General features: G+C 44.1%; 14 protein-coding genes. All 14 read right to left on the bottom strand.

Features of this window, described 5'->3' with window-relative positions; genetic code table 11:
• Nucleotides 1-87: 87 nt before the first annotated feature.
• The 14 genes from BJR36_RS13030 to BJR36_RS12965 all read right to left on the bottom strand — a co-directional run bounded on the left by BJR36_RS13030 (nt 88) and on the right by BJR36_RS12965 (nt 16,732).
• A complete protein-coding gene (locus BJR36_RS13030) occupies nt 88-405 on the bottom strand; it encodes a putative DNA binding domain-containing protein (RefSeq protein WP_242875571.1) in 318 nt (105 codons plus the stop codon).
• A gap of 141 nt (nt 406-546) precedes the next feature.
• Nucleotides 547-1,659, bottom strand: a complete 1,113-nt coding sequence (locus BJR36_RS13025) for an RNA-guided endonuclease TnpB family protein (RefSeq protein ID WP_091235091.1) — start codon at nt 1,657-1,659, stop codon at nt 547-549.
• A gap of 22 nt (nt 1,660-1,681) precedes the next feature.
• Nucleotides 1,682-2,110: an IS200/IS605 family transposase gene (gene tnpA / locus BJR36_RS13020; RefSeq protein ID WP_091235100.1), complete on the bottom strand. Its 429-nt coding sequence runs from the start codon at nt 2,108-2,110 to the stop codon at nt 1,682-1,684.
• 19 nt (nt 2,111-2,129) lie between these two features.
• Nucleotides 2,130-2,429, bottom strand: a complete 300-nt coding sequence (locus tag BJR36_RS13015) for a hypothetical protein (protein WP_242875569.1) — start codon at nt 2,427-2,429, stop codon at nt 2,130-2,132.
• Entirely contained in the window at nt 2,422-2,556 is a 135-nt protein-coding gene (locus BJR36_RS13010) for a helix-turn-helix domain-containing protein (protein WP_091235089.1), read from the bottom strand. The genes BJR36_RS13015 and BJR36_RS13010 overlap by 8 nt, the downstream gene beginning before the upstream one ends.
• A gap of 137 nt (nt 2,557-2,693) precedes the next feature.
• A complete protein-coding gene (locus BJR36_RS13005) occupies nt 2,694-3,647 on the bottom strand; it encodes a glycoside hydrolase family protein (protein ID WP_091235087.1) in 954 nt (317 codons plus the stop codon).
• 167 nt (nt 3,648-3,814) lie between these two features.
• Nucleotides 3,815-5,614: an S-layer homology domain-containing protein gene (locus BJR36_RS13000; RefSeq protein ID WP_169823693.1), complete on the bottom strand. Its 1,800-nt coding sequence runs from the start codon at nt 5,612-5,614 to the stop codon at nt 3,815-3,817.
• 59 nt (nt 5,615-5,673) lie between these two features.
• Nucleotides 5,674-7,023, bottom strand: coding sequence for an MATE family efflux transporter (locus BJR36_RS12995; protein WP_169823692.1), 1,350 nt, complete (start codon nt 7,021-7,023; stop codon nt 5,674-5,676).
• Nucleotides 7,024-7,299: 276 nt separating this feature from the next.
• A complete protein-coding gene (locus BJR36_RS12990) occupies nt 7,300-8,139 on the bottom strand; it encodes a sugar phosphate isomerase/epimerase family protein (RefSeq protein WP_091235083.1) in 840 nt (279 codons plus the stop codon).
• A gap of 16 nt (nt 8,140-8,155) precedes the next feature.
• Entirely contained in the window at nt 8,156-10,507 is a 2,352-nt protein-coding gene (locus tag BJR36_RS12985; RefSeq protein ID WP_091235081.1) for a helix-turn-helix domain-containing protein, read from the bottom strand.
• Nucleotides 10,508-10,582: 75 nt separating this feature from the next.
• Complete coding sequence (gnpA, locus tag BJR36_RS12980; protein ID WP_091235080.1) at nt 10,583-12,769, bottom strand: 1,3-beta-galactosyl-N-acetylhexosamine phosphorylase; 2,187 nt, start codon at nt 12,767-12,769, stop codon at nt 10,583-10,585.
• 1 nt (nt 12,770) lies between these two features.
• Nucleotides 12,771-13,862, bottom strand: a complete 1,092-nt coding sequence (locus BJR36_RS12975; protein ID WP_091235078.1) for a glycoside hydrolase family 88/105 protein — start codon at nt 13,860-13,862, stop codon at nt 12,771-12,773.
• A gap of 225 nt (nt 13,863-14,087) precedes the next feature.
• Entirely contained in the window at nt 14,088-15,728 is a 1,641-nt protein-coding gene (locus BJR36_RS12970; protein ID WP_169823691.1) for an extracellular solute-binding protein, read from the bottom strand.
• A gap of 98 nt (nt 15,729-15,826) precedes the next feature.
• Nucleotides 15,827-16,732, bottom strand: coding sequence for a carbohydrate ABC transporter permease (locus tag BJR36_RS12965; RefSeq protein WP_091235074.1), 906 nt, complete (start codon nt 16,730-16,732; stop codon nt 15,827-15,829).
• Nucleotides 16,733-16,741 lie beyond the last annotated feature (9 nt).

The following is a 16,741-nucleotide window of genomic DNA, read 5'->3' as shown; positions in this document are numbered from 1 at the left end:
AGCAAATCAAAAACCCTTGCATATATTTTATCATAAAACGTCGAGAAAATCAGTAAAATCAATGGTTTCAGGTCTGCTCAGCAGACACTACTTAAACAGATTTCTTACTCCAGATCCCAATCTATCAGACCATCCAATATTTCTAAAGAATGAAGCAATAATTGGATTCTTTGGATTAGGTTCCATATTCTCAGGCGTAATCACTCCGTCTCCTGATGAACGACTTGCATTTTCCGTATACATTCTATTTTTCTCAATAACAAATTTAGCTGTATACGCACTTGTAAATTCTCTATGAATCAAAGTGTTTCCAATCATTTCTCTTGTAATAATATTTCTAAGATTCTTACGTTCTGTTCCTTCCAAGAAAAATTTATCTGGCAGATGTTTTCTTGCAAAATCCATTAATTGATCGTAACTGTGAATTACTCACGACTAAAGTCACGAGCTTCTTGTTTCAACGTCAAATGCCTCTGCAGAAGCAGGTCTTATGCTGACTCCACAAGCGTTAAGTTCGGGTAATTCCTACCCTACTAAATATTGATTTTAAGCTACTATTTCTCGGTAAAGCCGATAGCCCTCATTTTTAATATTTATAGCTGCATTAAGGTCTCTGTCCATTCGGTTCCCGCATGAGCATTGATACTTTCTGTCAGATAAGGTCATTTTATTGACCTCACCACAACAGCTGCATATCTGACTGCTTGCATACCATTTGCCGACTCTGATCAGTTGTCTTCCGCGATCTGCAAGTTTATAATCCAGCATGTTTAAAAGCATACCATATCCATTGTCCAGAGTGGCTTTTCCATTGCCAAAGCCTTTATTTGACATGCTCTTCATGTTCAGATTTTCCACACACACCAGATCATACAGATTGGCTATCTCCGTACTTTTCTTATGAAGGAAATCTTTGCGCTGGTTGCTTATATGCCGGTGAATCCTGGCTACCTTTTGCTGTTGTTTATTATAGTTTGAACTATGCATTTGCATATGTTTTAATCTGCGCTGTGCTTTTGCAAGCTTTTTGGCAGCTTTACGGGAATATTTTGGACTGCCACAAACTTTTTCATCAGAAGATACATATAATCCATCTGATTTATAGTCTAAGCCGATTATTTCCTTGACTGCAACTGGCATAATAACTGCTTCATATTCGTAAAGCACAGAACAATAGAAGCTTCCATCACGCTCCTGGGATACTGTAGCTGATTTTAAATGGTATCCACTGGGTGCCACACGATGAATGACTGCTTTTACTTTGCCTAGTTTAGGAAGTTTGATTTCATGCTCGAGAACCTCGATATTGTTGTTCGTAAAATTCGTTGTATAGCTTTTCCTGCTGCGATGCTTATTCTTAAATTTGGGATAACCACCCTGTTTTTGAAAGAATCTCTGGTAGCCTGTCTCCAGGAAGTAAATGGCATTTGTGACGGCAAATTTATCAACTTCTTTTAAAAATGGATATTCAGCCTTTAATACATGGTTACAATAATTGTTCATGTCAAATTTTGACATATGTTTGATATTGTTTTTGTGATTTGTCTCCTGTAGTGCAAGAATCTGATTGTAGACGAAACGGCAGCATCCAAAGGTTCTGGCTAACTGCTGTTCCTGGGTTTTGTTTGGATAGATGCGATATTTGTATGCCTTGTTCATTGGATGCGCCTCCTTGTCTTTGTTATTTTTTTTTTTGTGTATTGATATAGTGTGCGACCTGCTCATTACTCCTGTCGCTTACTGTAACTACACAATAGGAAGGATTCCATAAATGTCCGCCCCATAATTGTTTCTTCAGGTCTGGATAATCAAGGAACAGCCTCCTAGCTATGTTCCCTTTGAAGATCTTTACCATATCTGAAATCATAAATTGCGGTCTGCAATCAAGCAGCAGGTGAATATGGTCAGGCATCACTTCTATGGCTATAATCTTAAAACGGTATTTCTCAGACATGTTAGAAAGCAGGACTTTGCATTGTTCGTCTATCCCGTTGGAAAGAACTGCTTTTCTGTATTTTGTACACCACACGATATGATATTGTAATGAGTACACATATCCACGACCATATGTAAGTTTGTTTTCTTTGGGTGAATCCGATGTTTTTATCATAGATATATGATACCATACGTTATGCATGAAAGAAACTTAAAGATATAACAGTTGTCATTTTTCCGTCTAACTCACGACTAAAGTCACGAGAATGCGATGGTTTTTTTTCAATTAAATTAGTTCTCACTATTTCTCTGTCATCATATCTGTCTACGTTAATCTTTCTTACAAGTGCATCTGTCTCATATGCTGGACAGATATCCCTAATCACATTATCTTTTCCAAGAAGCATAACTGCGGCAAGATTGTATCCCTTTTCTCCAGTAGCACGATCCGTTCCGTAAAGACCTGCACTTCTTAAAAGTTCCTCATCATTCATTGATTCCCAACCATGTTTTTCCCTTTTTTATAGCTCCGTCGATTCGCCCTTCTGAACATAATACCCCAATTCTTCTGGGTGTAATATTCCATTTTTCAGACATCTCAATTGTTGTTAAATATTCCATATTAGATACCTCCAATCTGTATTTTGTTATATTCTTTTATCGGAATAATAACAAGTAGAAAAAGAGCTGATTTCTTTTATTTGAAATCAGCTCTTTTTCAAACCTATTATCGCACAAATCCGCTTAAGTGTTACTGATCACATAGTGAACCGTAAAAAACCTGCCCCGACGCCTTTATCCCTGTTACAGATCAGTTTCCCATCCACAAATTCCAGTTCCGCCACCTGGAGCACTGTCCTCTTCTGCTCATATTCCCAGACATAGTCGGGATTTTGACAGATTTCATCCGTAAGCCCGGGATGCACAAAATAGAAAATATATGCTTTTCCATTATGGACCAGGACATCCGCATGTCCGCCCCTGTATGAATCCTGGCTGCGGGTTCCCGGCTTTTCCAGGATCAGGCTGCTGTATTCCCAGTCCGAAAAGTTTTCAGACCTGTAAACAGCCAGACCGCACCACGGATCCGTAATCATCCAGTTCCATCCGGCAAATGAAAAAACATTCGGCCCCTCGTGAGGCCTGTCGGTTATTTCCGCTCCAATGACTTCCCAGTCCTTCAGATTCCTGCTGACAGCAGAATAGGTACGGCATTCGTGGACTTCGTCCTTATACCACATTTTCCAGAACCCCTTCTCGATTTCATAAATACAGACATCAATCACCCTGTCTGACGACAATTCGATTACTTTTTCACAGGACCAGTTCATCAGATCATCGCTTGTGTAATATACGATGTCCCGCCCTGCATTCCAGTCCTTCGGTATGCCTCTGACGTAACTGCAGTACATATGGTACTTCCCGTCTGCGAAAAGGATTTCCGGAGCCCAGAATGTATTCCTCCCCGGCTCGAACTCCAGTCCCCGTGCGGTACCGCGGTATTCCCATGTATCACCGCCATCCTTGGAGCTTATGATTCCTATATCCGTGCCATGCACGAATGCAACGCCCTCGCCCGGCTGGTTTGCCCGGCGGTTCGTATAGAAGATCCACCAGCTTTCTTCCTGACGGTTCCAGATAATCACCGGATCTGCCGCCCCGTCATAAACCGGGTCCGCAAACAGCGGTGCTTTTAAAACAGATTTCCCCATATTTTTTCTCCTGTTCTTCCAGATTCTACTCTACTCTACTCTACTCTTCTCTGCTCTACTCTGCTCTTCTCTAGTATTCTCTATTCCTATTTATTCTTATTTATTCTTCTCTTTGCTATTCTTCTCTATTCTAAATGTATAACTCTTCAGGACTGCGCCCTTCATAGTCACACGCTATCCCTCAGCCTTTCGATCATAGCCGCCGCTTCCTCTCTGGTCACGCAGCTTTCCAACTGGCTGCTTCCTTTCAGGAATCCGAGATAACTGGCTGTCCTTATGTATGGTCTGGCCCATGCTGCAGCCTCTTTTTCCAAGGCGCTTTCCGGAATCTCCTTTAGCATTTTGCGGCTTTTATAAGCATTCACACAGAAAGAAACCAGTTCCTCCACCGTTACATGCTTTTCCGGTCTGAACTCCCGGCCTTCGATCAGGGCCGGATCCACGATGTCATTCTGGTATGCACATTCCACAGTTCCTGCATACCATTCATGGCCGATGACATCCGTATACATGTCGTTGTATACATTGGTAGGTACAAAAGATACTGCTTTTATGATATAAGCGAGGGCTTCTGCACGGGTAATCTTTTCTTCCGGCCTGAACAGAGTGTCATCGTTGGGGATCACCCCTGATTCTGTCAGCCTCATAATGGCTTCCTTTTCCGGGCTGTCTTCGATATCGGTAAATCTGACTTCAAGCAGAGCTGCCTCTGCGCCCCTGAATTCCGCCGGCGGTACCGGAATATGGATGACTGATGGCGGCGTCCACTCTGCGCATGCTTCTTTCACATATTCATCTGCGAAGGTCAGCTTCACTTCCTTCATGGCTTCTGCCACAAATCCAGCCATCCGGTAGGCACCGAAGTCGTTGCTGTGGGTATAGTCTTTCGGAAAAAAGTATCTCTTTCCGTCTTCTAATCCTATGCTTTTGATAAATGCTATGCTTTTTTCATGGAGGTCAAGGAGGGGTATCCCGAACTCCTCTGCAACCATCCTGCAGGCTGCTGCAAATTCTTCCAGCAGGTCATTGTAGCTGCCGTCGCTTCCTTTCCATGTGTTTCTGGCAATCGGCGTTATGATGACCGGATAAGCCCCCAGGCTCTGGATTTCCTTCACATAGGCCCTCAGGTTCTCTGCATACCCGCCGGATGCAGCCAGATGCGGAAGCTTCTGGTCGTTATGCCCGAACTGCATCAGGAAGTAGTCGCCCTTTTTTATATTTTTCCTGACGATGTCAAAATGTCCCTCATTCCTGAAGCTCTCCGTGGTAAGGCCGGAGTGGGCATGGTTGGATACCGCGATGCCTCTTTTCAGCCAGACCGGAAGCATCTGTGCCCATCCACAGTAGCTGGCTTCCGGATAATAAGGATATGCTGCCGTCTGGTCCGTTAGGGTTGAGTCTCCTCCGATGAATATGGTCGGGCAATCTGCTTCCCGGATTTCAAGAAAGCTGATTCCTGGATTTTTTCCGATGAGGGTCACATCCAGCGTCTTATCCTCATAAGCCTCCTCTTTTCCCCTCGGAATGATATCACAGATGTTGACAGTGAAGGATTCTTCAAAAATCTCGTGAGGCCTGATGTCTATTCCCCTTTCCATCAGCCTCCTGCGTCCCGTGAATATCATGAGATCCTTCACTCCCTCGTTTCCGCCGTCAACGCCAATGGTGATTTCATAATTTCCCGGCTTCGGCACCCTGCATTTGAAGGACAGGGGAATCAATTCCTCACTCTTCAGAAAACAGCCCTTTTCATCGGCCCCTATCACTGTCAGTTCCTGACCTGCAAGCCAGTACCACGGTTCGAAGGCCGTATTCAGTTCCGGAAGCTGCAGGAGCTCCTGCTCCTTCCTGTTTTGCTCTGTAAGAAACCCATAGCCTTTCTGATCATCATATAGATCATCTGCCTTCACAAAGACAGCCTCTTTCTGCTCCTCATCATAAAAAAACTGGTATCTGCTCGTATACATCCCCATTTTCCTTTCGATTTTTCCATATTATTTTCTAAATTCGCCCTGTTCGGGCTGCTTTATGCCGCTTTAGCCACAACGCTTTTTTCTTTCCATTTTCCTGTCGAATATCTGAAAATCGTATAGAGGCAGGCGCATCCCCACGAAAGCGGGATTGCAATCCATAGGCCTGTGGATCCTAGTTTCGCTGACAGCACGAAGGAAAACAGGACTCTTGCGGAAAGCTCGATTATGCCCGCAAATATGGATGCAGACATATCTCCGGCACCTCTTATGAGGTTCAGAAACGACTGCATGATGCCCGCGATCACATATGCCACGGATACGATGATCAGGTATTCGGAACCAATGGAAATCGCCGCCGATGCCTCATCTCCTCTCAGGAAAAGCCCCAGAAGGCTTTCCTTGAAAAGCACGATCATAACTGCCGTAAGCACACATCCGCTTACCATGATTGCCAGGGTGTGTTTCAGCCCCTTTATGACCCTGTCAAAATTTCCGGCGCCTACGTTCTGGCCCGAATAGACAGACATGGCCATTCCGATGGAAACCACCAGCTGGATCGCTATGGAATCTATTTTTCCTGCGGCTGTGTATGCCGCAAGGGTGACAGCCCCGAATCCGTTTACCAGGCTCTGGACGCTCATGTTGCTTAAAGCAATGAGGGAGCTCTGCATGGCCGTAGGCAGTCCCATCCGGAAAATCATCCTGATCCGCCCCGCATCTATATGGATTTCATTCTTCTGCGGGTGCAGGACCTTGTGCTTCTTTTTGATGACTGCGATACAGAAGACAGCTGATGCCGTCTGTGATATCACTGTCGCAGCCGCAGCCCCGCCGACGCCCCATCCGAATGTAATCACGAACAGCAGGTCGAGCCCCACATTAATAGCTGAAGAGAGCACCAACGCATACAGTGGCGTTTTCGAATCCCCGATGCTCCTTAGCACGGCTCCGCACATATTGTAGGCGGCGATGCCGAACACACCTGAAAATAGGATGCGCATGTACAGCACTGCATCATCCAGGATGCTCTCCGGCGTATTCAGAATCATCAGAAGCCGGCGTGACGCCAATACTCCGGTTAACGAAGTCAATATGGACAGCAGAAGTATGATAAAGGCCAGAGATATTATACTCTTCCTCATATTGACGTATTCCTCTGCTCCATAATATTGGGAAATGATGATTCCCGCACCGTTTGTCAGCCCCATCATCAGTGCGACCAGCAAAAAAGTGGTCGAACCCGTGGCACCTACAGCCGCCAGCGCCTCCTGTCCGACAAACCTTCCCACTATAACGGCATCAGCCATATTGTAAAACTGCTGAAATATATTTCCTAAAATCAGGGGGCCTGCAAATCCCAAAATCAGCTTTGCCGGCATCCCCTTTGTCATATCCTTAGACACTTTCTTCCTCCAATCAGCCCGACTGCACATCCTGCGCGGAACGTTTTCTCTCATGGGACGTGTCCTGTAAGAAGGCAAAGTGGCTTCGCCACTTCACCTCCCGTTGCCCTCGATCTTGAGGGCGAAGACACTTTGCAGTGCGGAGGGCTGATTGGCGCTAGTCAATCAAATACCTTCAGCCCGACCGCACATCCTGCGCAGAGCGTTTTCTCTCATGGGACGTGTCCCATGAGAGAAAAACAGGCAGGTGATTGCATCACCTGCCTCCCGCCTCATTTAAATACTGTCATAATTCTTCTCGATATATCCCCTGACCACGTCAAGCTTCTCCGGCCTGACATCTTCCAGCAGAATGTGGATATAGGGTTTATGCTCCTTCAGCCAGGATAATAAAAGAGGATAGTTAAGATCTCCTTCTCCCGCTGAAACTTCCAGTTTGCTGTTGTCCTCAATCCTGAAATCCTTTGCATGTACTGCGATTATGTTTTCACCCAGTTTCTCGAAGGCCTCTTTCATAATCTCATCCTGCTTTTCATGGTTTTCCGGAGAGAGCAGGTTGACCGGATCAAGGATGATCTGAAGGTTCGGGGAATCAATCCTGTCAAGGACTTTTCGGGCCTTTTCCACTGTATGGACAATATGGCAGTATACCGGCTCGATTGCAACCGTAACACCAACTTTTTCTGCATATGCCACGATTTCCCCAAGATTCTTAATGAGGATTTCGAGTGCTTCTTCCGTCTGGTTCAACGGATCCGGCCTGTACTCTTTATTCACAGCCCCTGTCTCTGTTCCCACTACGCCGCAGCCAAGATATTTTGCAAACCTGATCTGAGCCTTGTAGGTATCCATCGTCTTCTTAAGCTCCTCCTCATCGGGAGTCGCGAGATTCAGATAGCAGCCCAGAACAGCAATATCCACGTTATATTTATGAAGGATTTTCTTCATCATCATGGCCAGCCCCGGTGTCAGCGCCTCATTTTCCACGCTGAATTCGTATATTGATTTCTTAAGTGCAAACTGCATGCACCCAAGTCCCTTTTCACTGATATTACGGATCAGCTCCTCAAAAGGTGCCTCATCCATATCATGTGCTCTTACTCCAAATGTGAGCATATTTTTTCCTCCTGTTTTACTGATTGTCTTTCTTTTCCTTATATTCGCTAGGGGTAATTCCTTCGAATTTTTTGAAATACCTGGTGAAGCTCTGGACATTATTGTAGCCCACACTCACCGCTATTTCAGAGAAGGCTTTGTTTGTCTGGCGTATCAGATTTTTGCTCTCCTCAATTCTGAACTTGTTCAGATAATCGATCAGGCTTGTATTGGTAGCCTCTTTCATGATTTTCCTCGCATAAGAATAGCTGATTCCTATCTTCTCAGACATCTCTTCAAAATTGATGTCGCTTTTATAGTTCTCTCTTATATAAGAAATAATCCTGTTAATATGGTTTGTTTCATCCGTCTGGTTCTTTTCAAGATAGCTGAAAATCTTTTCATACAGGTTGAGAATGAATTTTTCCATCTCTTCCAGAGTGTCAAGTGCGGCCATTTTTCTGTATATATGATTCATATCTCCGAATATCTCGTTGATGTTCGAATGGGTCTCCACCAGATACCGCATGGTGGTTCCGACCAGCTGGTTGAATATCTGATAGATATTGGAAGCTGAAATGTCCCTCCGGCTTCTGATGTCGGCGATCAGGCTTCTGATTTCATCTGCGACCCTTTCCGGATTGTTGGAGCTCATATAGTTCATGATATGCCGTTCGCTCTGGTATGGATAGTAATAGCTGCCGCTTTCTTCCATGCCGGAATTCCAGATAATGATGCTCTTTCTTCCTATCACTATTTTTCTTTCCAGTGCCTCCTGGGCTTCCAGCAGCGATTTCGTAATCCCTTCCAGACCGTGATGGCATCCTCCCATCCCTACAGAAAAGGAATTATCCGTCACCTTAAGCATCTCATTCTGGATCTCGCGCAGCTGTTTTTTCAGATTCATCGGAGTCATGGAGCAGTCGAAAGATTTCATATTTACAATAAGGGCAATGGTTTTGTTTTCAAAAATAACGCCCTGGATCACTCCATTGTCGACCGTCATCTGTTCCCCTTTGGAAAGAAGCAGCGCCCTGAAATAATATCTCTGCTCCGAAGTATACCGGCTGATGAACTCTTCCTTCTGGTCGAATGCCAAAATGATTACCACAAAATTGTCATATGGAAAAACAGTAGGATCAATTCCGTTATAGGTACTTTCATAGTTGCCTTTCAGCACTTCCGTCAGATACTGCTTCTTGATACCGCTTTCACTGCTTTTGACAACTGCTTTCAGCTGTTCCTCCTGGGTCGTAATCTGCCTGAAGGCTTCCTCAAGAAGATACCACTCATTTCTGGAGTTATCCAGTTCCATGCCTTCTTTATTTTTCACATTCTGTATAAGCTTGTTCAGAGGCCTTGAAATTCTCCTTGTCAGAATGGTGAAGACCAGCACCGCAATGACCATTATGATCAGGTTGATAAACGCATTGCTGTTCCGCGTACTGTATATTTTTTCCATCAACAGTTTGTTGTCATGCTTACAGATATAAATCCAGTCATTTTTGGCATCCTTTGAATAGGAGTACATGATATTTTCCAGGATCACGTAACCACTCTGTTCCTCTCTTCCCAGTATCAGCTGGATGGAAGGTGCTGCCTTGATATTATCCATGAAGTTTTCACTATTTTCATGGGATACGACTACCCCGCCCTGATCCATAATCAGCAGTTCTGAGCTTTTATCAAACTCCGAGCTGTTTACCAGCTTATGGAACCTGTCCTCGTTAATATTCAGAACTACGGTTCCTCTTGCGGATGTAGTCAGGCTGTTAAGCTGATACACATAGGAAAGGACCTGGTTGTTGTAGCCCATTGCATCTTTTGTATTCTGGGAAGTCGGAATCTTTCTTGGTTCCCAGCGGGTCAGTTTTGAGCTGCTGCTTTTTTGGAACTCTTCTACGATTCCCTTATCCCTGCACTCGTCCAATGGCACGATTCCATAATTGGTAGTGATGGCATAGTCTGCCCCCTCGATATATATGTATATGGACTGGATCATGGGGTCGCTGTATGCATAATCCTCAAGAAGATCAAGAACATCCATGGCCTCTTTTGAATTGCTCATGGAACTCCTTAATTTATCATAGCTGGTACTATTTTTTATATTGTATATATATTCGCTTTTGGTTAATTTAATTATGCCAGTCTCATAATTATCCAGTACCAGCTCGCTGTTCTTTTTCAGAGCGCTCAGGCTGTCGTTTGCGAATTTACCCATCTCATCCTGATAGTAGTTGATCAGAACCGAGGTACCAATGTAAGTCGTGGCAACAAGGGGAATTGCAAGCACCAGGAAGATGACGATATATAGTTCCACCATAAACGGGATATTCTTGATATTTATTTTCGATATCTTGTTTAGAATCCACTGCTTTGTGTTTTTCATCGTCGTTTTCCTCCTGGTAATCTGCTTTCTATATTGTAACTATTCAGGACTACCGAACAGTTACCTCTATTTCTCTTATTGCTGCATCTCTTTGATTTCTATATCATAAGGTTCCACATGAACCTGTAGTTTACTTCCATCCTTCATCTGGATGTTTACGGATTGCTGTTCTCCGGAATTGTTGATTATGACAACTTTTCCTTTTCCTTCATAATAAGCCACTTCCGTATACATATTATCTCCTGTCACGGATCCCATCTCTTCTTCCATATTGCCTGCGTGGCAGATGGCGCGTGTCAGCAGTCTTGTGTTCTCAATACTGAAACGGAAACCGGACATATATACGCCGCGGCCTGTGCCGAATGTTCTGGATGTGAGTGTAGGTGCGCCTTTTTCTGCCGCAAGTACCCTGGTGTTTCCATCGAGTACGAAAATATCGCCGCACGCCGGTATCTGAGGTTCTGGCGTATCTTCCGTAACAAAATGCGACTCTTCCACATCAAACTGATATCTTCCCATGCACTTTTTATTACCCAGATCCTTATCTACACCAAGGATATGGCTCATCTGGAAGAACTGGCTGCTGTGATCCACAGCTGTTGGTTCGTTGATTCCGATAAAACCGTTTCCGCCGGCAACCCATTTCGTAAGGATCTCCACAACTTTTTCATCCTTCCACTCGTCCTTGCCATTCCATGCGCTCTCTGCGCATCCGGCATTGATGATTACCCGGATATCTTCCGGAACGCCATTTTCCCTGATGTCATCAAAGCTCAGGAATTCCACTTCAAAAGGAAGTCCCGAGAGCGCCTCAAGCACATTTGTGAGATCCACTTCCGGATGTTCATGCAGATGTCCGCTGCAGATCCATGAGCGGAGTGATCCCCAGGCTGTGAGAATTCCCACTTTTCCTGACATGGACCTTGGCCCTTTTCCTTCATGGAAGCTTTTTAACAGACGGAATTCATCAGAAATCTTCTCGATATAATCGCAGAAGTCCGGAAAAGGCTCAACAAGATGCAGATATCCTCCAAGGCCGATCCTGTCGACAGGCACCCTGAGAAGGGCTCTTCTTACATTTACCCAGAATCTGCTTGCATCCAGTGTAGGATTTCCTCCCGGTGCAAATGTTGGTTCTCCAGTCAGACCAGTCGGGAAAAGGTAAGGATGAAGCCTCAGCTCCCTTACGTCTACCCCCTGTACGCCGCCGCCCAGACGGGCTTCGAATCCGTTAAACACACATTTGATTATACCATCAAACCCGAATTCAGGAAATCTTTTTCCGTAGGGTTCCACGCCGATCCAGCTATCATCATAGAATACATAAGCTTTTTTCCCATACTTATGGACCATGTCGATACACTCTTTTCCAAGTTCGATGACGAAGCTGTTTACAAATTCCATCCAGTCCCTGTATTTTTTGGAAGGCGGATTGTGGGTGGCATTGTATTTTCCCTGGTTCACAAAATCTTCTGAGGTCATCTTGTAGCCATAGGTCTTTTCGAATTCCCGGAGCGCTACCGGATTCACAGTGAAATCATAAGAACCCCAGTCGCTGAACAGGTATCGGTTTTTTGCATCTGATCCCCAGAACCAGGCGAAATTGTAGAACATGGAGGTAAACCTGACAACTGTGGTTGACTCATGTTCCAGGCACCAGTTTTCAAGCCATTTCAGGATATTGACACGGGTCTCCGGATATCTCGGCTCTACAGCCATGAGCCTTTCCTTGTCGCCCCAGTCGTTGGTTATATGATTGTACATGGAAATCTCTTCCCAAAGCCTTACAGCAAGGAAATTGACCGTATATTTGTGCCACGGGGTGATTCCTGTAATGAATACCGTTTCCTTCTCTTCGTTGAATATCCATTTTTCCTTCGGTACTTCCTTGCCGCTGGTGCGGTCAAATACCTGCCAGAATTCTTTCGGATCATCTTTTTTATTCAGTCTGAACTGATCCCTGAAATATCCCTTTAAAGGCTCTATTTCGAGGCTGTCGTCTTCCGCCATGACAGGAAAGCTCATCAGGAAGTTCTGCTGGAGCTTATCCGTGTTTTCTTTTGCCCACTGATTGTCGGAACGTATCAGGCAGATCGTAGAGTAGATTCCATAGCCGGAGTTTATAATCTCATCGGAAAGCTTTGTTCCGTCGCTGTCCCTGATGACATCAGCCCCCCATTTTTTTGCCATATCCAGCGTCAGCTTCTCATATCCTTCTTCACCCGGAAGTGTGAAGCTGTCTCTGATTATTTCCTGATTCATATTATGCCTCCTGTTTTTTCTCTTTCTTTATGCTTTTCACATCTTTTTCTTCAGTTGTTTTCTCAACTGCTGTGCCGTCCATAGTCATCACTTCCACAAGGAATGCAAGTGCAAGTCCCTGTCCCCATCCCTGTATCCAGTTTTTCGGAACCTTTCTGTAGCCTTCCCTGTCTATCATGACGGCAGTTCCGCCCGATACATTGAGGACTCTTCCATCGTCGCTGATGTTTTCAAGAATTCCTTTGAGTGACTTTTTGATATATTTTGTGTGGAGCGGATTATTGTTGCTGATCATGGCTGCTGCAATTCCTGCTGACGCGGATACCTCTTCATAGGATTCTTCGTCGTCCAGAATCGTATGCCAGAGTCCGTTGTCTGTCTGAAGCAGTTTCAGTGCAGCAAGCTGGTCTCTTAATGCACAGTCGATTTCCATGAACATCGGGTACAGATAATTGATCAGCGTTTTTGCCTGTGACATGGTGTATGCCGCCCATGCATTGGCTCTTGCCCAGTAGAATCCTGACATGTGATCTTTCTGGATATTGTTGTATCCATGGTACCATAAGGAAGTCACCGGATCCTGGAGATAGCGGATATGCCAGTAGTACTGATTCAGGGCGTCCTCCACCATTTCCTTGTCCTTTAATTTTATGCCTACCCTTAACAGGAAATATGCAGCCATGAACAGGGTATCAGCCCAGGCCTGTTCCGGGAAATCGTTGTTTACCGAAACGGTATGCTGGAGCACGCTGTCTCCGAAACGTAGCGCATGGTTCCTCAGGTAATCCACCTTGCTCATGACGATATTCCAGTATTTTTCATCATTTGTAGCTTCATAGAGAGTAATCAGGCAGTGTCCCATTGCACAGGTGTTTACAGTCCATGACGGAAGTCCCAGTTCAATATACTCATCGACCCAGTTTTTGAGCATGGTCAGGTATTCTTCGTTTTTTGTGGCTTCGTATGCCTTGCTTATTCCGTAATATGCCACTCCGCACGGCCAGTCCCATGTCATATCCATTGTCATTGTCTTGCGGACGATCCTGTCTATATTTTCGAGTATTTCCTTATTATTATATTCTATCTTGATCATATTCTATTCCTTTCCAAAATGGGGATGTTTTATTGGCGGCTTCTCAGATATCCAGATCTTTTATACTGCCTTGCGTCCTGAACAGCTGCATTTATTGTATGAAAGGGCTACACCCGGAAGGCGCACCCCTTTCAATTTATTATTTAGCTTTTTTATTAACTTATGATACCTGCAGATTGTTCTGCACTACGTGCTCCCACAATCCCGAAACATTCGGTATCAGTCTTATTTCTGTGATGCCTCGAATGCTGCCTCTCTTTCATCAAGAATTGCCTGGTATCCTGCATTCAGATAGTCCTTGCTGAGTTCTGCATATTTGCTTTCGAATTCATCCTGTGGGCATGTTACAAGTTCTGCAAAAGCTGTTTTGTACTTGTCTAAAAGAGTCGCACTGTTTGATGCCACGCTCTTGATATTTGTGTCGAACAGGTAATCAGGGTATAAGAATTCCTCATATTTTTTCATGTAGTCATATGACTGCTGGATCAGATCTTCGTGTCCTGCTGGGGCAAATGTCGTTTTCTGAACTGCAAGATTCTTTTCATCACTGCCGTAATCTTTTCCTTCGATTACAAGGCAGAACATGTCTTTGTTTGAGTTGTAGTTAAGTCTCTGTTCTGTCGTGCATGCGATTAATGAAGGAAGTCCGTTTGCATCTAATTCATAAGTAACGCCTTCAATACCGTTCTGTAATGTGAATAAGTTTTCTGAATCTGACATCCATTCTAATAACATCAGGACTGCTTTCACTTCATCTTCTGAAGATTCTGCATTGAATCCCATGATCATACCGAATGGCCAGTAACCTCTTCCCGCTACTTTGTTGCCTTCTGGAACTAAAGCTGCCGGATCTAATACTGCTACTTTTGCATTAGGATCATTTGCGATCAGGCTGCCTACAACGTCAGGATTTTTTGAAAGGTAGCTTTCATATGTACCAGCTTTTCCTGAAATAAAGTCTGCCTGTCTCTGTGATCCGTCAGCATCCAGATAGAATTCTTTGCTGACTAATCCTTCGTTATAGAATCTGTTGTATGTGCTTAAGAAATTCTTTGTTGGTTCCCATGAAAGTGATGCTACAGATAAATCTGAGTAAAGTGCAAGTTCCTTTTCATCTAATGGGAAGTCACGGTATGGATAGTTTACTACATATCCCTGTACTGGTAATGAAAGGGTCATAGGAATTGTGCTGTCTCCGCCAAGTCCTTTGTCTTTGAATGCCTTAAGGGCTGCTTCGTATTCTTCCAGGTTTGAAGGCATTTCAAGTCCGCATGCTTCTAACCAGTCCTGTCTGATCAAAGTCATGAAGTTATATGCCATAGGTCTTGTTGCTGCGATGAAAGTATCTTCTCCATCGATTGCCATATAGTCAAGGATCCCGTTTGTTTCCATGTTGCCATAGAACGTAGGAGCCCATGCTTTTACCATTTCCATGTCTACTGCCTGTAATGCGCCCATGTCTGAATAAGTCACCATATCAGGGTAGTCATAATCAAAGATAACGTCCGGAGCATCTCCAGTTGAAAGAAGCATGTTGAATTTATTCATGTCGTCTGATCTTGGAATTGATACATAAGTAACCTTTACATTATGTTTGTCCCCAAATTCTGACTGGATCCACTGTGTCCAATAGTTGTTATCAACCGGTGCAGCACCTTCTGTCGCCCTGTCGTAAACAGGAATCTGGATTTCAATTTCTTCGTCAAATACAAAGTTTTCAGGATCTGCAGCCTCAGCTTCTGTTTCCTTTGAACCTGTTTCTGTTTCTGTTTTTGTTTCCTCTTTCTTTCCACATCCTGCTGCTAAAGTTCCTACCATTGCTACTGCCATCATAAGTGCAGTAACTTTCTTGAAATTCTTTCTCATGATTTTTCCTCCCATAAAATAAGTTTATAGTTTTCAGTACTCTCATACTGACATTACTATCGGGTTACTAATTCCTCGCGGGACCGGGTTCTAAGCATTTATCCTTTAACGGCTCCAACCATAGTTCCTTTTACAAAATACTTCTGTACGAATGGATAGATGCAGACAATCGGGATTGTCGCAAACATGATGCAGGCAGCCTTCAGTACTTCCGGGCTTCCCATAACTGCGCTTCCTTCAGAAGCTGCGATGCTTGCTGCGTCCGATGCATTTCCTACCAGCAGGAACAGCTTATGCTGAAGTACATAGAACTTTGCGTTTGTGATATAGTATAATGAATCCTGATATGCATTCCATCTGCCGACTGCAAAGAAGAGGCACAGGGTAGCAATAATCGGTTTTGATAACGGAAGAACTATTTTTGTCAATATAGTGAAATGGCTTGCTCCATCCAGGAATGCAGATTCCTCTAAGCTGTCCGGTATGTTAGTCTGGATAAAGGATTTCATGATGATCATATTATATGCACTGAAGGTCAGCGGAAGTATGATTGCCCATGGTGTGTTGATGATATTCAGATTATTGATCAGCATATATTCAGGTATGACACCTGCACTGAAGTACATTGTGAAAAGGAAAATAAATGAAATCACTCCTCTTCCCTTGAGTCTTTTTTTTGTCAGCGGATATGCTGCACAGGTAATCAGGATCATACCGATCAGCGTAAATAAGACTGTTACGATGATTGTGTATACCAGCGACCTTACCATGCTCGGATCTCCAATTACCCTCTCAAAAGCTGCGAAAGTCAATCCTTTCGGTAAAATGTATACCGACTTTTCCATTACGAATCTGTCTGCACTCAATGATTTTGCCAGGACATGCAGGATTGGAAGAATACATGTCAGTGAAACAAGAATTAATATGATGTATATCAATGCATTTGCTACTTTGTCTCCTATATTTCTAGGAGGCATATCAGCTGTTTGTATCTGTGTTTTCATAGTTTACTA

It is taken from the genome of Anaerobium acetethylicum, assembly GCF_900096945.1.
GTDB lineage: Bacteria > Bacillota > Clostridia > Lachnospirales > Lachnospiraceae > Anaerobium > Anaerobium acetethylicum.
The sequence above is the reverse complement of the archived record's forward strand: the minus strand, read 5'-3'. Positions and strand labels throughout refer to the sequence as shown.